The 18845-nt window shown below is 71.4% G+C and carries 19 protein-coding genes; 10 read left to right on the forward strand and 9 right to left on the reverse strand.

Annotated elements, in window-relative coordinates; all coding sequences use genetic code 11:
- The first annotated feature begins 18 nt into the window (after positions 1 to 18).
- The 3 genes from ACZ3I3_RS35015 to ACZ3I3_RS35025 all read left to right on the forward strand — a co-directional run bounded on the left by ACZ3I3_RS35015 (position 19) and on the right by ACZ3I3_RS35025 (position 4767).
- On the forward strand, positions 19 to 2088 hold the full coding sequence (locus ACZ3I3_RS35015) for a beta-galactosidase (RefSeq protein WP_467371692.1): 2070 nt from the start codon (positions 19 to 21) through the stop codon (positions 2086 to 2088).
- A gap of 127 nt (positions 2089 to 2215) precedes the next feature.
- A complete protein-coding gene (locus ACZ3I3_RS35020) occupies positions 2216 to 3154 on the forward strand; it encodes a Dyp-type peroxidase (protein WP_467371694.1) in 939 nt (312 codons plus the stop codon).
- A 290-nt stretch (positions 3155 to 3444) separates the two neighbouring features.
- The gene (locus ACZ3I3_RS35025) at positions 3445 to 4767 is read left to right on the forward strand and encodes an MFS transporter (protein ID WP_467371696.1); all 1323 of its coding nucleotides are present in this window, start codon (positions 3445 to 3447) and stop codon (positions 4765 to 4767) included.
- A 59-nt stretch (positions 4768 to 4826) separates the two neighbouring features.
- Here ACZ3I3_RS35025 and ACZ3I3_RS35030 read toward each other — a convergent pair whose 3' ends face one another.
- The 7 genes from ACZ3I3_RS35030 to ACZ3I3_RS35060 form a co-directional block, all read right to left on the reverse strand.
- Entirely contained in the window at positions 4827 to 5180 is a 354-nt protein-coding gene (locus ACZ3I3_RS35030) for a cupin domain-containing protein (protein ID WP_467371698.1), read from the reverse strand.
- A gap of 50 nt (positions 5181 to 5230) precedes the next feature.
- A complete protein-coding gene (locus tag ACZ3I3_RS35035) occupies positions 5231 to 5911 on the reverse strand; it encodes a haloacid dehalogenase type II (RefSeq protein ID WP_467371700.1) in 681 nt (226 codons plus the stop codon).
- A 50-nt stretch (positions 5912 to 5961) separates the two neighbouring features.
- On the reverse strand, positions 5962 to 7098 hold the full coding sequence (solA, locus tag ACZ3I3_RS35040; protein ID WP_467371702.1) for an N-methyl-L-tryptophan oxidase: 1137 nt from the start codon (positions 7096 to 7098) through the stop codon (positions 5962 to 5964).
- Positions 7099 to 7240: 142 nt separating this feature from the next.
- Positions 7241 to 8299, reverse strand: a complete 1059-nt coding sequence (locus tag ACZ3I3_RS35045) for a tartrate dehydrogenase (protein ID WP_467371704.1) — start codon at positions 8297 to 8299, stop codon at positions 7241 to 7243.
- Between the two features lie 112 nt (positions 8300 to 8411).
- Positions 8412 to 9146 (reverse strand): FAD:protein FMN transferase, encoded by a 735-nt coding sequence (locus ACZ3I3_RS35050; RefSeq protein ID WP_467371706.1) that lies wholly within the window; start codon positions 9144 to 9146, stop codon positions 8412 to 8414.
- Positions 9147 to 9150: 4 nt separating this feature from the next.
- Positions 9151 to 9561, reverse strand: coding sequence for an FMN-binding protein (locus ACZ3I3_RS35055; protein WP_467371708.1), 411 nt, complete (start codon positions 9559 to 9561; stop codon positions 9151 to 9153).
- Between the two features lie 13 nt (positions 9562 to 9574).
- Positions 9575 to 10915: a ferredoxin reductase family protein gene (locus tag ACZ3I3_RS35060; protein ID WP_467371710.1), complete on the reverse strand. Its 1341-nt coding sequence runs from the start codon at positions 10913 to 10915 to the stop codon at positions 9575 to 9577.
- A gap of 152 nt (positions 10916 to 11067) precedes the next feature.
- Between ACZ3I3_RS35060 and ACZ3I3_RS35065 the strand changes: the two genes are divergently transcribed.
- The 7 genes from ACZ3I3_RS35065 to ACZ3I3_RS35095 all read left to right on the forward strand — a co-directional run bounded on the left by ACZ3I3_RS35065 (position 11068) and on the right by ACZ3I3_RS35095 (position 17880).
- Complete coding sequence (locus tag ACZ3I3_RS35065) at positions 11068 to 11766, forward strand: response regulator transcription factor (RefSeq protein ID WP_467371712.1); 699 nt, start codon at positions 11068 to 11070, stop codon at positions 11764 to 11766.
- Positions 11763 to 13244 carry a sensor histidine kinase gene (locus ACZ3I3_RS35070; RefSeq protein ID WP_467371714.1) on the forward strand — a complete coding sequence of 494 codons (1482 nt, stop codon included), beginning with the start codon at positions 11763 to 11765 and terminating at the stop codon, positions 13242 to 13244. Before ACZ3I3_RS35065 ends, ACZ3I3_RS35070 begins: the two co-directional genes overlap by 4 nt.
- Positions 13245 to 13310: 66 nt before the next feature.
- Positions 13311 to 14432: an ABC transporter ATP-binding protein gene (locus tag ACZ3I3_RS35075; protein WP_467371716.1), complete on the forward strand. Its 1122-nt coding sequence runs from the start codon at positions 13311 to 13313 to the stop codon at positions 14430 to 14432.
- Positions 14433 to 14440: 8 nt separating this feature from the next.
- Complete coding sequence (locus ACZ3I3_RS35080) at positions 14441 to 15127, forward strand: ABC transporter permease (protein ID WP_467371752.1); 687 nt, start codon at positions 14441 to 14443, stop codon at positions 15125 to 15127.
- Complete coding sequence (locus ACZ3I3_RS35085; protein ID WP_467371719.1) at positions 15124 to 15789, forward strand: ABC transporter permease; 666 nt, start codon at positions 15124 to 15126, stop codon at positions 15787 to 15789. The genes ACZ3I3_RS35080 and ACZ3I3_RS35085 overlap by 4 nt, the downstream gene beginning before the upstream one ends.
- 93 nt (positions 15790 to 15882) lie before the next feature.
- On the forward strand, positions 15883 to 16842 hold the full coding sequence (locus ACZ3I3_RS35090; protein WP_467371721.1) for an ABC transporter substrate-binding protein: 960 nt from the start codon (positions 15883 to 15885) through the stop codon (positions 16840 to 16842).
- Positions 16843 to 16965: 123 nt separating this feature from the next.
- Positions 16966 to 17880 (forward strand): hypothetical protein, encoded by a 915-nt coding sequence (locus ACZ3I3_RS35095; protein ID WP_467371723.1) that lies wholly within the window; start codon positions 16966 to 16968, stop codon positions 17878 to 17880.
- Between the two features lie 33 nt (positions 17881 to 17913).
- On the opposite strand, the gene ACZ3I3_RS35100 is transcribed toward ACZ3I3_RS35095, so the two are convergent.
- On the reverse strand, positions 17914 to 18498 hold the full coding sequence (locus ACZ3I3_RS35100) for a GTP-binding protein (RefSeq protein ID WP_467371725.1): 585 nt from the start codon (positions 18496 to 18498) through the stop codon (positions 17914 to 17916).
- Complete coding sequence (locus tag ACZ3I3_RS35105) at positions 18485 to 18844, reverse strand: DUF742 domain-containing protein (RefSeq protein ID WP_467371727.1); 360 nt, start codon at positions 18842 to 18844, stop codon at positions 18485 to 18487. The genes ACZ3I3_RS35100 and ACZ3I3_RS35105 overlap by 14 nt, the downstream gene beginning before the upstream one ends.
- Between the last annotated feature and the right edge of the window lies 1 nt (position 18845).

Genomic DNA, 18845 nt, shown 5'->3' on the forward strand with positions numbered 1-18845 from the left:
ACCCACTTGAGGAGAAGCATGTTCGAGCTGCCCCCACGCGTCCTGTTCGGTGCCGCCTACTACCACGAGTACCAGCCGTACGAACGCCTCAAGGACGACCTCGACCTGATGGCCGAGGCCCGCTTCTCGGTGATCCGGGTCGGTGAGTCCGTCTGGTCCACCTGGGAGCCCGAGAACGGCCGCTTCGACCTCGACTGGCTCCAGCCGGTCCTGGACGGCGCCCACGAGCGGGGCATCTCGGTCATCCTCGGAACGCCCACGTACGCGGTACCGCCCTGGCTGGCCCGGCAGTACCCGGAGATCGCGGGGGAGCACCGCACCGGCGAGCGCATCGGCTGGGGCGCCCGGCAGGAGGTCGACTTCACCCACCCGGCGTTCCGCTTCCACGCCGAGCGGATCATCCGCAAGGTCGCCGAACGCTACGCCGGGCACCCGGCCGTCATCGGCTGGCAGGTCGACAACGAGCCCGGGCTGCACCTCTTCCACAACCACGGCGTCTTCCAGCGCTTCACCGACGAACTGCGCGAGAAGTACGGCGACGTGGAGACCCTCAACCGCGCATGGGGCCTGGTCTACTGGTCGCACCGGCTGTCCACCTGGGCCGACCTGTGGACCCCGGACGGCAACGCCCAGCCGCAGTACGACCTGGCGTGGCGGCGCTTCCAGGCCCGGCTCACCACCGAGTTCATCGCCTGGCAGGCCGACATCGTCCGCGAGTACGCCCGCCCCGGCCAGTTCGTCACGACCTGCATCTCCTACGACCGCCAGGGCGTCGAGGACGACCGGCTCACCGACCGCCTCGACGTCACCGCCGGCAACCCGTACTACACGATGCAGGACGCCCTCGCCCTGCCCGACACCGGCGCGGCCGGGCAGGACTGGACGACCAACGGCACCTGGGCGCTGTACCGCAGCGCCGACCGCATGTACTCCTCACGGCAGGAGCCGTTCCTGGTCACCGAGACCAACGCGCAGGCCATCAGCGGGCCGTGGGACAACCGCCCGGCCTACGACGGCCAGTGGCGGCAGGCGGCCTGGGCGCTGATCTCCCGAGGCGCCTCGATGATCGAGTACTGGCACTGGCACACCCTGCACTTCGGCACCGAGACCTACTGGGGCGGCATCCTCCCGCACAACGGGCGACCCGGCCGCGTCTACCGCGAACTGGCCGCGCTGGGAGCTGAGTTGGAGGAGGCCGGCGACCTCGTCGCGTCCCTCACCCCGGACGCGGACGTGGCCTTCCTCTACGACGGGCCCAGCAAGTGGGCACTGCAGGGCCAGCCGCCGCTGGCCGGTGCCGATGGAGGTCCGGACGGGCGGTCGTACGAGAGGATCTTCGACGCCTTCTACCGCGGCGTCTTCGACGCGGGCCTCCAGGCGCGCGTGCTGCACCCCGGGCAGCTCCCGGACGTCGATCTGCCGCCCCTCCTGGTCGTCCCCGCCTACTACGCGGCCGACGACACCGTCCTGGACCGGCTCCGCGCCTACGCCGAGGCCGGCGGCCATCTCGTGCTCGGCCCCCGCACCGGCTACGGCGACACCGAGGCCAGGGCCCGCACCGGCCTCCAGCCAGGCGGGCTGGCCGAGGCGGCCGGGGTGACGTACGACGAGTTCAGCAACCTGGGGGACCCGCTGCCCGTCACCGGCACGGAGTCCCTCCCGCTCCCGGCCGACGCGCACGCCCTGCACTGGGCGGACGGGCTGCGGCCACAGGGCGCCGAGACGCTCGCGGCCTACGTGCACCCCCACTTCGGACGCTGGCCCGCGGTCACCACGCACCGCCACGGCGCCGGGCGCGTCACCTACGTCGGCACCGTCCCCGACCCCGTCTTCGCCCGGGCCCTGTTCGACCGGTACGCGCCGGAGGGCGCATGTCGCCCCGGCCACCCGAGCGTCACGGCCACCTCGGCGACCGCGCGGGACGGTCGCCGCGTGCGCTTCCTGCACAACTGGTCGTGGGAGGAGGTCTCCGTGCCGGTGCCCATCGCCCTGCGGGACGTGCTGTCGGACACCGTGTACGGCGAGTCGGTGCCGCTCGGGCCGTGGGACGTGAAGGTGCTGCGGGAAGAACCGGTCAATCCGGTCTAGCAACCATCGCTTCCGGCCGGAAAGTTCCGGCCGCCTGTTCGCCGGGCATCGTGTCAGGGGCGTGGGCCGCGCCGCCCCGGAGGGGGAGCGGGCGGGCCGTGTCGGCCGGCCGAAGGGATGAGATGCCATGACGTCACCGCTGCCCTCGGGAGAGACGCTGCCGCAGCCGGTGCTGAACCCGCCGGCGTCGGTCGCGGTGTTCCTGGTCGCCACGATCGACCCCGGCGGGGAAGCCGTCGTGCGGGAGGTGCTGGGCTCCCTCGCGGGCCTGGTGCGGTCCGTCGGCTTCCCCAGCCCCGACGGCGGTCTGGGCTGCGTCGCCGGGATCGGGTCCCGGGCCTGGGACCCGCTGTTCGGCGGCCCGCGGCCCGCCGCGCTGCACCCGTTCCGCGAGCTGGCCGGGCACCGGCACCACGCCCCGGCCACGCCCGGTGACCTGTTCTTCCACATCAAGGCCGCGCGCACCGACCTGTGCTTCGCGCTCGCCGCCGAACTCGTGCGGCGGCTGCGCGGCACGATCACCGTGCGGGACGAGACCCAGGCGTTCTCGTACTTCGACTCGCGCAACGTCCTCGGCTTCGTCGACGGCACCGAGAACCCCGTCGGCCCGGCGGCGGCCGACGCGGCACTGGTCGGCGAGGAGGACCCCGGCTTCCGCGGCGGCAGTTACGCGCTCGTGCAGAAGTACCTGCACGACGTGGACGCCTGGGAGGCCCTCGCCGTCGAGGCGCAGGAGAAGGTGATAGGCCGCACCAAGCTCACCAACCTCGAACTCGACGCGCCCGGTTCGCACAAGGACGTCAACACCGTCCTCGGCCCGGACGGCTCGGAGCAGAAGATCCTGCGGTCGGCGATGCCCTTCGGCAGGCCCGGACACGGGGAGTTCGGCACGTACTTCGTGGCCTACGCGCGCACACCCGCCATACCCGAGACGATGCTGCGCAGGATGTTCCTCGGCGGCCCGGACGCGGGCCCCGACCCGCTGCTGGACTACTCACGGGCCGTCACCGGCACCCTGTTCTTCGTACCGCCACCGGGGTTCCTGGAGGCGTTGCCGGACAGCTGACCGGCCGGGTGCCGTCCCCCACGCCGTTTCCGCCGCCGGCTTCGGTAACATCGGTGGTATGTCTGGTGCTTCGTGCGCGGCTTGCGCCGCGGTGACGAGGACGCTCCGCTAGCGGCGGGGCGTTCGTCTCACGTCTGCTGAACGCGTCGTCGCTCCGTGGTTGACCGGAGCGGCACGTGCGTGCTGCTCGGAACTTCTTCTGGGCAACGGAGCACTCGGTGTTTTCAGGCATTCTCCTTTCGCGCGGGGACGCGTCGTCCCCGGTGCGTGCGTGGCTGGTGCTGTGCTGCATGGCCATGCTGCAGTTCTTCATCGCGGTCGACGTGACCGTGGTCAATGTCGCCCTGCCGTCGATCGGCGCCGACTTCGACGTGGACGGTCACGCGCTGACCTGGGTCGTCGTCGGGTACACGATCACCGGCGGCGGGCTGCTGATGCTCGGCGGCCGGCTGGGCGACGTGCTCGGCAGGCGCCGCATCCTCCTGCTCGGCACCGCTCTCTTCGGCGCCGCGTCCGTGCTGGCCGGGCTCGCGCCGACCTTCGCCGTGCTGGTGACGGCCCGGCTGCTGCAGGGCGCCGGGGAAGCGATCGCGCTTCCGGCGGCGATGGCGGTGATCGTGCTCATGTTCCCCGAGGGGCCGCGCAGGTCGCGGGCGCTGAGCGTGTGGGCGGCCGTCGCGAGCTGCGGCCTCGTCCTCGGGTTCGTGGTCTCCGGGATCCTCACCGAGCTGCTCGGCTGGCGGTGGATCTTCCTGGTGTCCGTACCCTTCATCCTGGTCGTCCTCACCGCAGTGGTCGTCCTCGTGCCGAACGAACGGCCCGCCGGGTCCACTCCCCTGGACCTGCCCGGTGCGTTCCTGCTGGTCGCGGCCCCGCTGCTGTTCACCCTCGGTGTCGTCGAGGCGGGGGAGGCGGACGGCACGCTGCCCTGGCTGCCGCCGGTGGCGCTGGCCGGCGCGGCAGCGGCCGCCGTCCTGTTCATCAGGGCCGAGCGCCGTTCACCGAACCCGCTCGTGCCGCTGCGGTTCTTCCGCAACCGGCCGCGCGTCCTGGCCAACCTCGCCACCGCTCTGCTGAGCGCGGCACTGTCGACGTCGTTCCTGCTGTTCACCTACTACCTGCAGGACCGGCTGGGGGCCGGCCCGCTCCGGGCCGGTGTGACGATGCTGCCTCTGGCGGTGTCCCTGATCGCGGCCTCGGTGCTGGTTCCCCGGCTGCTCGGTCGATGGGGTGCCCGGGCCTGTGTCCTGGCCGGCATCGGCTTCACCGGGCTGGCGATGGCGGCCATCGCCCTGGTCTCCTCCCTCGGGGCCGGCGGTCCGGCGATGGTTCCCGCCATGATGCTCATCGCCGCCGGGATGGGGTTCGGACTCGTCGGGCTGCAGTACGTCGCGGTGACCGGAGTGACCGATGACGACGCCGGCATCGCCTCCGGCGTCCAGCGGGCCGCCGACCAACTGGGCGGTTCCACCGGTGTCACGCTCTACGTCGGCGTCGGTTTCGCTCCCGCCCTGGACGGCACCGACCCGTTCCTCGCCAGCAGCCTCCTGGCCATCGCCGGGCTCGTCGCGGCCGGGGTCGTCGCCCGGCGGATCTCCATGCCCGCCCGGTGAGTACGGAGGGGACCGGGCGGCAGCCGCCCGGTCCCCTCGCCCGCCTTGCGGTATCGGCGTTACGACACGGTCAGGTAGATCTTGCGCACGGTTTCGACGGTCTTCCAGACACCGACGAAGCCCGGCTTCATGACAAAGCTGTCGCCTGCCTTGTAGACCACCGGCTCGCCACCTTCCGGCGTGATTTCGATGACGCCGGAAAGGATGTGGCAGAACTCGAAGATCTCGCCCTTGATCGAGCGCGTCTCCCCGGGCGTGGCTTCCCAGACACCGGTATTGATCATTTCCCCGCGGGCGGCGTCCTGGGCCCAGGTCTTGTACGTCGGGTCGCCGGAGATCAGGCGCTCCGGCAGCGGGCCGGACTCGCGGGGTGCGAAGGAGGGATCGGTGTCGATGGTCTTCAGGAGCGACATGCTTTTCCTCTACTGGTTATGGGAACGGCGAACGGAGCAAGTCGGGAGTGTCAGATGCCGAGCATGGTGTTGAGCTCGTCCAGGGACTTCACCGTCACGTAGTCGTAGCCGTGGGTCACGGGGTCGCAGCCGCGGTCGAGGAGGACGAGGTTGCGGAAGCCCATGTCGTGCATCGGCATCAGGTCGTAGCGGGTGTGCGAGGAGACGTGCACGAAGTCCTCGGGCGAGGCGTCGAGCTTCTCGAGCATGTACTCGAACGCGGCGTAGCGGGGCTTGTAGTAGCCGGCCTGCTCCGCGGTGAGGACCGCGTGAAACTCCGCGCCGAGCCGGGGCACGCTCTCCGCGAGGAAGGAGTCGCCGGCGTTGGAGAGGATCACCAGCTTGTAGTGCTCGGCCATCTTCTTCAGAGGCTCCACCACGTCCGGGTGGGGGCCCCAACTGCGCACGCCGTCGGCGAACCGCCGGCCCGCGTCCGGAGCCGCCTTCACGCCCCACTTGCGGCAGACGCGCTCGAAGGCGTCCTGCAGGACCTGCTCGTAGGGGTAGTACTCGCCGCGCACCTGGTCGTAGCGGTAGCCGCGGAACTCCCGGACGAACTGGTCCCAGTGCTCGGCGGGGATCTGGTCGCCGACGAGCTCCCGCGTGATGGGGGTCATCGGCCACTCGATCAACGTGCCGTAACAGTCGAACGAGACGTACTTCGGGCGGAACTGAAACGAGGGAATGGGCATGAGGATGCTCCTGTCCTTGCCGGGGGCGATGTCGTCGGCGATGCCGAGGGTCAGGCGGCGGCGACTCCTGCCGGTGCGAGGAAGTCGATGGGGTGTTCCGTGGTGCCGTCGAGTGCCAGGTCGGCGGCGATCTCGCCCATGGCCGGCGAGAGTTTGAAGCCGCTGCCGGAGAATCCGGCCATGACGATGATGTCGTCCTCGCCGGGGAGATGACCGACGAGCGGGTTTCCGGACTCCGTGTAGCCCTCCATGTAGGCCGACGTCCTGATGGGGTCGGGGTTCAGGTCGGGCATCAGCTCGGCGATGAGCTCATGGAAGATGCCGAGTTCTTCGGGGCGGACCGTACGGTCGAGCCGTTCGGGCTCCGGCACCGGCAGATGGCGTGCGAAGGAGAGGCCGAGCTTGACGGAGATGCCGTCGGGCGACGGGATCCCGAAGCAGTCGTGGGGAGTGGCGCGCACGAAGGGAGGAGCCCCGCCCGCGAACCAGTCGTGGCGGGTGGGCAGGTGCCAGGAGCAGACCACCCGGCGGACGTCGATGCTCCGCGGCAGGTCCGGGAGCAGGGTGTTGATCCAGGGGCCCACGGTCACCACGGCGGTGTCGACGTGGTCCGTGCCCTGGTCGGTGACGACGTGCACCCCGCCGCCCGCCGCGGGGACGATCTCCCGCACCGGGGTGTAGCGGTGCAGCCGGGCGCCCAGCTGTTCGGCGCGGGCGGCCGCCGCCTGGACCGACGCCTCGGGCCTGATGATCGCGCCCTCACGGTCGAGGACGGCGGTGTGCCCGTCCGGGAGACGGTGCTGCGGGTAGCGGCGGGCGAGTTCCTCCCCGTCCAGTACCTCGTGCTCCAGACCATGGGTGGCACTGGAAGAGACGAGGAGGCGCATCGCCGGTGATGCGGCCTCGCCCATCACCAGGCAGCCGCTGCGGCGTCGCAGTGACCGGCCCGTCTCCGCCTGGAGCTCCTCCCACATCCGGTCGGCGAGTCCCAGCAGCGGAATGTAGCCGGGCTCACCGAGGTGCACGGCGCGGAAGATGCGGCTCTCGCCCCCGGCCGCGCCACGGTCGTGACCCGGGGCATACCGGTCGTAGCCGATGACCTCGGCTCCGCGGGCGGCCAGTCGCCACATGGCCTGGCTGCCCATGGTGCCGGCGCCGATCACGGCGACGCGCTTCGGGATGCGCATGCGGTCGCTCCTTTCGATGGTGCGGTCTGGGTGGTGGTCGGCCCTGGCGCGTCCCGCTGGGGATGGCGCTTACTTTCGGCCCGGGAAACGTGCAGGTCAACACACACGGTGTTCCGTCTTGGGGCCTTTTTGAGACGGTCTGTCAGAGCAGCTCGATCAGCTTGTCGGTGAATTCGGCGGTGGTCGCGGTTCCGCCCAGGTCGCGGGTGCGGGCGTCGGTCTTGGCCAGGACCGAGGCGATCGCGTCCGTGATGTCCCTGGCCGCGGCGGGATGGCCGAGGTGGTCGAGCATCATGGCCGCGGACCAGATCGCGCCCAGCGGGTTGGCGATGCCCTGGCCCGCGATGTCGGGCGCGGAGCCGTGCACCGGCTCGAACATCGAGGGGAAGTCCCGCTCGGGGTTGAGGTTGGCCGCCGGGGCGATGCCGATGGAACCGGCGACCGCGGCCGCGAGGTCGCTGAGGATGTCGCCGAAGAGGTTGGAGGCGACGACGACGTCGAAGCGGGCCGGTTCGAGGACGAACTTGGCGGCGAGCGCGTCGATGTGCTCCTGGCCCCAGGCGACCTGCGGGAACGAGGCGGCCCGCTCGGCGACGAGCTGGTCCCAGAACGGCATGGTGTGCACGATGCCGTTCGACTTGGTCGCGGAGGTCAGGCGGCCGCCGCGCCGGGAGGCGAGCGTGAAGGCGTAGTCCAGCAGGCGGGTGACGCCGGCCCGGGTGAACACGGCCTCCTGCACGGCGATCTCGTCCGGGAAGCCGCGGTTGAGCCGGCCGCCGACCTCGCTGTACTCGCCTTCCATGTTCTCGCGCACGACGACGAAATCGACCTCGCCCGGCCGTGCGCCGCGCACCGGACTGTCGATGCCTTCGAAGACCCGGACGGGCCGGAGGTTGACGTACTGGCGGAAGCTGCGCCGGATCGGGATCAGCAGCCCCCACAGCGACTCGTGGTCGGGCACCCCCGGGTATCCCACCGCGCCCAGCAGGATCGCGTCCTTGTCGCGCAACTGGTCGATCCCGTCGGCGGGCATCATGGCGCCCTCCCGCAGGTACCGCTCGCACGACCAGTCGTACGACGTGTAGGACAGGCTGAAGCCGTGGCGGCGGCCGAGAACATCCAGCACCTGCTGTGCCGGGGGCAGTACCTCGGCGCCGATGCCGTCGCCGGGGATCAGGGCAATGCGGTGGTTCGTCGTCATGCGTCGATTGCAGCAAGGCGGTCCGCGGGGCGTCCAAGACGCAAAGCGGATCTCCCTTATAAGCGGTGCCTATGAGTTCTCGAGGAGCCCCGATCCTTGTCGACGTGGATTCCTACGCCGCGACGGACCCCGCCCCGGCCACCGGAAACCCCGGGCTCCGGAGCACGCGCCTGTGCGCGTCCACCGCGAACACCTCGCAGTTCTCGCGGGCCGCCGCCCACGCGACGCCCTGGGCGCCCAGGGCGAACGCCGCTGTCGCGACCGTGTCCGCCTCGGTCAGGGTCGGGGCCACGACGGTCATGCTGATCAGGCCCGTCGCCGGGCGGCCGGTGCGGGCGTCGAGGATGTGGTCGCCGCGTTCGTAGCGGGCGGAGGTCGCGACGGCCCGGTCCGTGAGGTCCAGGACCGTGCAGAGCCGGTCGGCGTGTTCGGGGTGGCGTACGCCGACGCGCCAGGGGCCGCCGCAGGCGAGCACGTCGCCGCCCGCGTTGAGGCAGAACCGCCGCGCCCCGGCCGCCGCCAGCAGCTCCGCTCCCTTCTGCACCGACCAGCCCTTCACCACGGCGCAGGGGTCGAGGCCGCGGCCGGGCAGCCGGACGTCGAAGGCGCCCCCGGTCGCGATCCGGTACTCCTCGCACAGGTCCAGGACCTCGCGGAGCGCCGGGCCGGGGGCCGCGACCTCGCCCCGGCCCAGCCGGGACACCTCGCTGTCCGGGCGGAACGGGCTGAACCGTGCGTCGACCTCGCGCAGCCAGGCGAAGAAGCCGTCCACCGGCGCCTCGGGGAAGCCCTCGTCGTCGATCCGTACCGACACCGGGAAGCCCATGACGTGCTCGACGCGCCGCATGCCGTCAGCCCCTCGCGTCGATCGCGGCCTGGAGCGACTCCCTGTAGCCGTCGCTGGTGATCGTGGCACCGGACACCGTGTCGATGTCGGCGCTCTGCGCCTGGAGCGTCTCCTCGATCAGCTTGGGCACGGCGGCCGTGGTCTGCGGATGGTTCGGTTGCCGGAGCATCCGCACCGAGGCGATCTCGTCGCCGTCGAACGTGACCTCGACCTGCACCGGGCCCTTCTCGGTGTCGATCGTCGACCCGGACACGACCGTCGTCGTGGTGCCGCCCGACGAGGAGACCGAGGGCGTCGACGCGGGCGCGGCGGCCTGCGAGGCGGACGACGACCCGGTGTCGGATGACGGCGCGTACCTCCAGACCGGGATCAGGCCGGCGACGCTCAGGACGAGGACGGGTATGGCTCGCTTCACGAATCTCTCCTCGTCATCCGGCCAGGCTGAAGCGCTCGAAGTGGGTCTGCGTCCGGGGCACGCCCAGCTCGCGCAGGCTGCCGAGCACCGCGTTCATCATCGGCGGCGGGCCGCACAGGTACACGTCCCGGCCGGTGATGTCCGGGACCAGACGCGCCAGCTCCTGCGGCGCCAGCCGGTCGGGCAGGGCCGGCCCGGTGACCAGGTGCAGCTCGGCCCCCTTGGCGAGCGCCAGCTCGCGCAGTTCGTCGTAGAGGACGGCGTCCTGGTCGGTGGCCACCCGGTAGATCACGACCGCGTGGCCGTGCAGTTCCTCCAGCAGGGCGCGGATCGGGGTGACACCGACGCCGCCGGCGATGAGCAGGGCGTCCGGGCGGGTGCGGTGCAGGGTGGTGAAGGCGCCGTAGGGGCCCTCGGCGAACACCCGCGTGCCGACCTTCAGGTGCCGTAGGGCCGCGCTGCCGTCGCCCGCCCGCTTCACGGTCAGCCGGAGCGTACGGCCGTCCGGCGCGGCGGACAGCGAGAACGGGTTGGCCTGCCACCAGCGGTCCTTCGTCAGGAACCGCCACAGGAAGAACTGTCCGGCGCGGGCGGGCAGCCGGTCCAGGTCGCGGCCGGTGATGTAGACCGAGACCACGTCGTCGTTCTCGGGGACGACGGCCGTGACCCGGAGCCGGTGGCGGAGGTTGCGCCACAGCGGGAGCAGCAGCCGGCCCGTGAACACCGCGGCGAGGGCCACGCCCCACACGGCGTACCAGTACGTCCGCGCCACGGACGACGAGGTGAACGACGTACCCGCCGCGACCTGGTGCGTGAACGCCAGCACCACCGCGACGTAGGTGTACAGGTGGATGAAGTGCCAGGTCTCGTACGCCAGCCGGCGCCGGGCGGAGCGGGCCGAGACCGCGCCGACCACGATGATGACGGCCAGGGCGGTGATCGCGCGCAGCACGCCCTCGACGGTCTCGGCGAGATCCACCAGCTGGTTCACCGGGTCCAGGGACGAGGACTGGGCGTAGCCGAAGACGATGAACACGGCGTGCGCCAGCAGCAGCCACAGCACCGAGAAGCCCGTCCAGCGGTGCCAGGACGTCAGCCGGTCCATGCCGATCCGCCGGTCGAACCACGGCAGCCGCGCCACCAGCAGCAGCTGGAACGCCATGAGCAGCGCCCCGTACAGCCCCGCCAGCCGCCCCAGCACGATCAGCGTGTTCGAGGCGAAACCGGCCTGGACGAAGAAGACGGTCACCACGACCGCGTTGGCCACCAGCACCGCGTACAGGCCGGTGCGGCCCACCACTCTGGGGCGCACCCCCGGGCGGGGCGCGGCGGGGCGTTCCTGGAGGGTCGTCACGATCGGCAGCTCCTTGATCGGATCCTGGGACACCGAGCTTGTCGCGGGGGAGCTGTCGGAATACTGTCGCCCAACTTTCAAGTACTTATCGATCCGGCGGCGAAAGCTCGGGCGGCTATGGCGGCACCGGACACGTGAAGCACTATGAGCGGGTGGAAAAAGTACGACTCCTCGTCGTCGACGACGACCCGCCCATCGCCGACCTCGTCGCGACCGTCGCCCGCTACGAGGGCTGGGAAGCGGTCACGGCGTACTCCGGCGAGGACGCGCTGCAGCGGGCCGCCGAGTTCCACCCGGACATCGTGGTGCTCGACCTGATGCTGCCCGGCGTCGACGGCTTCGGCGTCCTGGACCGGCTGCGCGCCTCCGGCACGATGGTGCCGGTGGTGTTCCTCACCGCCCGCGACGGCGTCGCCGACCGGGTCGCGGGCCTGACCCGGGGCGGCGACGACTACCTGGTCAAGCCGTTCGCCGTGGAGGAGCTGATGGCCCGGCTGCGCACCGTGCTGCGGCGCAGCGCCGGCCCCGCCTTCCAGCGGTCCGTGCTCCAGGTCGGCGATCTGACCATGGACGAGGACACCCGCGAGGTGCGGCGCGGCGAGAGGCTGCTGTCGCTGACCCCGACCGAGTACGAGGTGCTGCGCTACCTGATGCGCAAGTCGCCCACCGTGCTCACCAAGGCGCAGATCCTCGACCACGTGTGGGAGTACGGCTTCGGCGGCCGCTCCAACGTCGTCGAGCTGGTCATCAGCCGGCTGCGCCGCAAGCTCGACGAGACGGACGACGGCGGTGCGCCGCTGATCCACACCGTGCGCGGATTCGGGTACGTCCTGCGACAGGCCTCCGAGTGATCGCCCGGCTGCGGCGGGCCTACCGCGGGATGCGCCTGGGCACCCGGCTGGCCCTCGGCCTCGGCGCGCTGTCGCTGGTCGTCTTCGCCGTCGTCGGCACGGCCCTCACCACGTACATGCGCGACTACCTGTCGGCGCAGCTCGACACCCAGCTGGCGCAGGCCCAGATCGCCCAGTCCAAGAGCATCGCCGACTACGGCACGCTCTCCGGCAAGAAGTACTACAGCTGGTTCTACGCCGTGTACGACGTCTCGCACGGCACGCCCGAGCTCCGCAGGCCCGAGGACCCCGCCGACCTGCCGGAGGACGTCGACGACTTCACCGCCCTGGCCTCGGCGCAGACCACCGCGCACACGGAGCTGCTGCGCACCGAGCACCTCAGGGGCGCCGGCACCTACCGGCTGCGCGCCTGCGAGGTCGAGCCCGGGGTGGTCCTGGTGAGCGCCGCGCCCATGGAGGACATCGAGGACACCGTCGGGCAGCTCATCACCATCCAGGTCGTCACCTTCGCGCTGGCGCTGCTCGCGCTGGTGGTCTTCGGCCGCCGCATGCTGCGCCGCGGGCTGAAGCCGCTCAGCGACATGGCCTCGACCGCGCACGGCATCACCTCGCACGACCTGACCGAGTCGGCGGCCCGGCTGCCGCTGCGCGCCGACGGCCGGGACGGCGGCCCGGAGGTGGACGAGCTGCGCACCGCCTTCAACACGATGCTGGAGCACATCGACGACTCCCTCGCCGTGCGCGCGGAGGCCGAGCAGCGGCTGCGCCGGTTCGTCGCCGACGCCTCGCACGAACTGCGCACCCCGCTGATGTCGGTGCGCGGATACGCCGACCTCTTCCAGTACGCCGCCGCCAACGCCCCCGAGGAACGCGACCGGCACCTGGCCCGGCTGCGCGCCGAGGCCGCCCGCATGGGCATCCTCCTGGACGACCTGCTGCTGCTCGCCCGGCTGGACGCGGCGGAGGTGGAGGCGCCGCTGCGGTGCGAGGACGCCGACCTCGTGGAGCTGGTCCAGCAGGCCGCCGACGCCTTCCGGGCCAGCCGGCCGGACCACCCGCTGACGGTGACCGCCGGCCCGACGGCGCTCACGGTGCGCCTGGACCCGCAGCGCGTCCGGCAGGTCCTGGACAACCTCCTCGCCAACGCCGCCGTGCACACCCCGCCCGGAACCCCGGTGTCCGTGGAGGTCGTTGTCGCCTCCGGCACCGCCCTGGTCCGGATCGCCGACGCGGGCCCCGGCATCCCGCCCGAGGACCAGGAGCGTGTCTTCGACCGCTTCTACCGCGTCGACAAGGCCCGCAGCCGCGACCGCGGCGGCAGCGGCCTCGGCCTGGCGGTCGCCCACTCCCTGGTCCGGGCCCACGGCGGCCGCATCGAGCTGAACAGCGAACCGGGGGCGACGGTGTTCACCGTGCGGCTGCCACTGGCCGGGGCCGGGGTTCCGGCCGCCCCGGGGCCGGAAACGACCGCCGTCTAGACTCGACCGGCAACAACCCGTACGACCATGGCCAAAAGCTTCCGCCAACCCGAAGGGCCCGGCGTCTTGATACGGATCGATTCAGTCACCAAGCGCTACCCGGACGGCACGGTGGCGGTCGACCGGCTCTCACTGGAGATACCCGACCGCTCGATCACCGTCCTCGTCGGACCGTCGGGCTGCGGCAAGACGACCACCCTGCGGATGATCAACCGGATGGTCGAACCGAGTGAGGGAACGATCCTCCTCGACGGCGAGGACATCCAGCGGCAGCCCGTCACCACCCTGCGCCGGTCCATGGGTTACGTCATCCAGAACGCCGGCCTCTTCCAGCACCGCACGATCGTCGACAACATCGCGACCGTGCCCCGCATGCTCGGCTGGGGCAAGCAGAAGGCCCGGGCGCGGGCCGCGGAGCTGATGGAGCGGGTCGGGCTCGACGCCGCGCTCGCCAAGCGGTACCCGTACCAGCTGTCCGGCGGCCAGCAGCAGCGCGTCGGCGTGGCGCGGGCGCTGGCCGCCGACCCGCCGGTGCTGCTCATGGACGAGCCGTTCTCCGCGGTCGACCCGGTGGTGCGCAAGGGGCTCCAGGACGAACTGCTGCGCATCCAGGACGAGTTGGGCAAGACCATCGTCTTCGTCACTCATGACATCGACGAGGCGATCAAGCTCGGCACGATGGTCGCCGTGATGCGCACCGGCGGCCACCTCGCCCAGTACGCGCCCCCGGCCGAGCTGCTGTCCAGCCCCGCCGACGCCTTCGTCGAGGACTTCCTCGGCGGTGACCGCGGCATCCGGCGCCTGTCCTTCTTCCCGTCGGCCCGGCTGGAGTTGACGAGCGACCCGGTGATCCCGCTCGACGCCACCGCCGAGCAGATCGACGCCCCCGACGCCCCCTACCTCCTCGTGACCGACGCGGACGGCCGGCCCCTCGGCTGGGGCGAGCCGCGGGACCTGGTCGCGGGGGACATCCGGCCGGAACGACTGCTCTCCTACGGGCGGCCGTTCGTGCCCGGCACCGACTCGCTGCGGGTCGCCCTCGACTGCGCGGTGCTGTCGCCGACCGGCTGGGCCGTCGCCGTGGACACCGGCGGGCGGGTGACCGGCGTCGTCTCGCAAGCGACCATCGGCGAGGCGATCCGCAGCGCCCACGCGGCGGGGCGCGACGACGAGAAGGTCGCCGGATGAGCGACTTCCTGCACGACTTCTTCGACATGCCGAGCGACCTCCAGCACAGCTGGATCGGGCTGGTCGGACTGCACTTGAGAGAGGCCCTGCTGCCGGTCGCGGCCGGACTGCTCCTGGCGCTGCCGATCGCCCAGCTCTGCATCCGCTTCCGCTGGCTCTACCCGCCCGTCCTCGGCGTCACGACCGTGCTGTACGCCGTCCCGTCGCTGGCGTTCTTCGTCGTCCTCATCAACTACACCGGGCAGACCGAGCTCACCGTGATGATCCCGCTGGCGGTGTACAGCCTGGTGGTGCTCGTCCCGGCGATCGTCGACGGGGTGCGCTCGGTACCCCAGGAGACCCTGTCCGCGGCCACCGCCATGGGCTTCGGGCCGATACGGCGGTACTTCCAGGTGCAGTTGCCGATCGCGGTCCCGGCGATCATCGCCGGACTGCGGGTGGCGACCGTGTCGAGCATCTCCCTCGTCAGCGTCGGCATGCTGATCGGCAACCAGGGCGCGCTCGGCAACCTGCTCCACGACGCGCAGATCTACAACAGGCCCGAACTGACCTGGAACTCCGTGATCACCACGGCCCTCCTGGCGATCCTCGTCGACGCCCTGCTCGTCCTCGTGCGCGTGCTGCTGACGCCCTGGATGCCCAGTGGCACGGCCGGCCGCAAGCAGGCGCCCGCCCTGAAGGACGCAGCCCGGTGAACGTACTCAACTTCGTCAACGCCTTCTTCAGCGACAGCGCCCACTGGCAGGGTTACGACGGTATCCCCGTCCGCCTCGGGGAACACGTGCAGTACACCCTGGAGGCCCTCGCCCTCGCCGCCGCCATCGGACTGCCGGTCGGCCTGGTCACCGGCCACTACGGGCGCGGCGGGAACGCCCTGTCCCTGGTCGCCACCGCCGGGCGGGCCCTGCCCAGTTTCGGCCTGCTGGTGCTGATGACGACCCTGCTGGGGTTCGGGATGCTGCCCGTGATGATCCCGCTGGTCGTCCTCGCCGTCCCGCCGATCCTGGTCACCACCTACGAGGCGATGCGTTCCGTCGACCCCTCGCCGGTGGACGCCGCCCGCGGCATGGGCATGCACGAGTCCCGGATCCTCCTCCAGGTCGAACTGCCGGTCGCGCTGCCGCTGATCCTGAGCGGCCTGCGCTCGGCGGCCATCCAGATCGTGTCGACGGCGACCATCGCCGCCTACGTCAGCCTCGGCGGCCTCGGGCGGTACATCGTCGACGGCCTCTACCAGCGCAACTACGAGAAGGTGGTGGGCGGCGCGACCCTGGTGGCCGTCCTGGCACTGGTCACGCTCGCGCTGTTCTGGGCCGTGGCGCGGGTCGCGGTGTCGCCGGGCGTGCGCAGGGGATGAGAGGCCGGGTTGCCGTGGTTTGTCGCACATCGACGCCGATTGGTAACCAGGCTGCTCTTGACTGACCGAATCCCGGCTGGCTTGGATCAGTGAGTGATTACTACGGCGAAGAGCAGCACCCGGTCCATCACCAGGCACCCCCGCGCGGCCGCGGTCGCGCTCGCCGCGGCGGCGGCTCTTCTCGGAGGCTGTTCCTCCGGCGGCACTTCCGACGACCCGCTCAAGGGCGGCGGAGCGGAGAGCGGCACCGTCGTGGTCGGCTCCAACAACTTCGCCGAGAGCATCCTGCTCGCCGACATCTACGGCGAGGCCCTCAAGGCCAAGGGCATCAAGGTCACTTACAAGCCCAACATCGGCAGCCGTGAGACCACGTACGGTCTGATGAAGAACGGCGCCATCACGCTGCTGCCGGAGTACAACGGCTCCCTGCTGGCGTACCTCGACTCCAAGGCCAAGCCGAAGACGGTCGAGGAGACCACGACCGCGATCAACGGCAAGCTCGACCCCAAGCTGGAGCTGCTGAAGCCGTCGGCCGCGCAGAACAAGGACTCCGTGACCCTCAACGCGGAGACCGCGAAGAAGTACAAGCTCACCTCCGACTCCTCCATCGGGGAGCTCAAGGACGTCGCCAAGGACCTGGTGTTCGGGGGCTCCCCGGAGTTCCAGACCCGGCACCAGGGCCTGGTGGGCCTGAAGTCGGTGTACGGCCTGGAGTTCAAGTCCTTCAAGTCCCTCGACGCGGGCGGGCCGCTGACCCAGACGGCGCTGAGGAAGAACACCGTGCAGGCCGCGGACCTCTTCACCACCGACCCGACCATCGCGCGGGACAAGTTCGTCGTCCTGAAGGACCCGGAGAACCTCTTCGGCTTCCAGAACGTGCAGCCGCTGGTCCGCAAGGGCGAGCTGTCCAAGGAGGGAGCCGCGGCGCTCGACGCGGTCTCGGCCAAGCTCGACACGAAGGCACTCCTGGAACTGGACGCTCAGGTGCAGCTGGAGAAGAAGGACCCGCTGGACGTGGCCAAGGCGTGGCTGAAGTCGGCGGGCCTGGTCTGAGCCGGCTGATCGTCACGGTGCGATAACGGTCTGGCCCGATCCCGAGCGGATCGAACGCGGGCCGGGGGTGGGGCGTCACAGGGACGGAACCATCCCCGGTCACCGCGAACCCCTGGGAGCGTCATGCGTACCGACATGACCCGCGCCGCCCGTCTCCTCCTCGTCCTCGCCCTGTCCACCGCCGGAGCCGGTGCCGCCGCGGGGTGCGGCACGGCGGAAGCCGGCCGCACCGATCCCGCGCCGTCCCCGCGCTCGAAGGACCGCGCCCATCGGGTCGCACAAGCCTGGGACGGTTCCCGGGCGGCCGCGCAGTGGCGCGCGGGCTACCACCCCATCGCATCGGTCGTCCAACTGCCCGCGGGCGGCCTCCGCAACGACGCCGACCGGCGCGCGTACGCGACCGGCACCTTCGACCTGAAGGCGCCGCTCCCTTCCGCCCGGGGCAAGAGCGGCCGGGTGACGTGGCAGGAAGGGGGCTCGCTCACCAGGCCCCTCGTGCCGGCCGAGCGGGCCTACCGGACCCTGGACCGTAACAGTGGCCCCGGTCCCCGGCTGGCCGTCACCAAGGCCGAGTTGGGGGAGATGACCGTGCTCACCGGTCGCGGGCCGGCGACCGTCCCGGCCTGGCTGTTCACCCTGAAGGGCTATGCCGCTCCCCTGAAGACGGCCGCCGTGAACCCCTCGGAGCTGCCCGCGCCGCCCATCGCGCCGCTCGGGCCGGACGTCCCCACGGACGTGCTGGCGCCGCTCGGCGGCCTGACGGCGGTGGCGCGGGACGGCCGGTCCGTCACCGTGGTGGCGCACCACGGATCCTGCGACGACGGCCCCGTCGTGACGGCGCTTCAGACGCGCAGCAGCGTCGTACTGTCCGCCGCCGTGACCGGCACCGACGACGGCCCCTGCACGGGTGAGCTGCGTGGCGAGAAGGTGACGGTGAAGCTGGACCGGCCGGTGGGCGGCCGCGTCGTCCTGGACGCGTTCACGGGCCGCCCGGTGCCGTACACCGAGTGGCCCGGGCCCACACCCGGCCGGGGCTGAGACACCGCCGGCCGCGGGCTCGCACCGCCTGGCTCAGGCCTGCACCGCCGTCGCGATCAGCTGGTCGATCAGGGCGATCAGCACGTCCCGGCACGACTCCCTCTCCCGCGCGTCGCACAGCAGCACCCGCACGTGCTCCGGCACCGCGAGGGCGTCCCGGATGTCCTCGGGCGGATACGGGTGTTCGCCGTGGAAGCCGTTGACCCCGACGACGAACGGGATGCCCCGGCGTTCGAAGAAGTCGATCGCGGCGAAGCTGGACTCGGGTCTGCGGACGTCGACCAGGACCACGGCACCGAGCGCGCCGAGGGCCAGGTCGTTCCACATGAACCAGAACCGCTGCTGCCCCGGCGTGCCGAACAGGTACAGCACCAGGTCCCGGCTGATGGTGATGCGGCCGAAGTCCAGGGCCACGGTGGTGGCCCGCTTCTCCTCGATACCGTCCAGGTCGTCGACGCCCAGACCGGCCATGGTCAGGGGTTCCTCGGTGCGCAGCGGGGCGATCTCGCTGACCGACCCGACCATGGTGGTCTTGCCCACGCCGAAGCCGCCGGCGATGAGGATCTTGACCGTGTCGGGTGCCGAGGACGCGTCGGTGGCGACGTCAGAGCCGGCCAAGGCCGTCCCTCACTTTCTTCAGCAGGTCCAGGTCCGGAGCGGTACGGGAGACGAGGCGCGGCGGACGGACGGTGATCCGGCCCGCCTCCAGCAGGTCGCAGAGCAGGATGACGACCACGCTCACCGGCAGGTCGAGCCGGGCGGCCAGCTCCGCCACGGCCAGCGGCTCGGCGCACAACCGGAGGATCCGGGTGTGCTCGGGCTGGCACCGGGCCGCCGCGGTGGGCTGCGGATCGACCGCGGTCACCGTCGCGATGAGCGTGAAGTCGGCGCGGCTGGGCCGGGTCCGGCCACCGGTCAGCGCGAACGGCCGTACGAGCCGCCCCGCCGGGTCGCCTCCTCCCACC

Source organism: Streptomyces sp. NPDC016851 (assembly GCF_055562795.1).

Coding starts and splice junctions, on each gene's coding strand:
- ACZ3I3_RS35015 (WP_467371692.1), top strand. CDS start 19: ATGTTCGAGCTGCCCCCACGCGTCCTGTTCGGTGCCGCCTACTACCAC.
- ACZ3I3_RS35020 (WP_467371694.1), top strand. CDS start 2,216: ATGACGTCACCGCTGCCCTCGGGAGAGACGCTGCCGCAGCCGGTGCTG.
- ACZ3I3_RS35025 (WP_467371696.1), top strand. CDS start 3,445: ATGGCCATGCTGCAGTTCTTCATCGCGGTCGACGTGACCGTGGTCAAT.
- ACZ3I3_RS35030 (WP_467371698.1), bottom strand. CDS start 5,180: ATGTCGCTCCTGAAGACCATCGACACCGATCCCTCCTTCGCACCCCGC.
- ACZ3I3_RS35035 (WP_467371700.1), bottom strand. CDS start 5,911: ATGCCCATTCCCTCGTTTCAGTTCCGCCCGAAGTACGTCTCGTTCGAC.
- solA (WP_467371702.1), bottom strand. CDS start 7,098: ATGCGCATCCCGAAGCGCGTCGCCGTGATCGGCGCCGGCACCATGGGC.
- ACZ3I3_RS35045 (WP_467371704.1), bottom strand. CDS start 8,299: ATGACGACGAACCACCGCATTGCCCTGATCCCCGGCGACGGCATCGGC.
- ACZ3I3_RS35050 (WP_467371706.1), bottom strand. CDS start 9,146: ATGCGGCGCGTCGAGCACGTCATGGGCTTCCCGGTGTCGGTACGGATC.
- ACZ3I3_RS35095 (WP_467371723.1), top strand. CDS start 16,966: ATGCGTACCGACATGACCCGCGCCGCCCGTCTCCTCCTCGTCCTCGCC.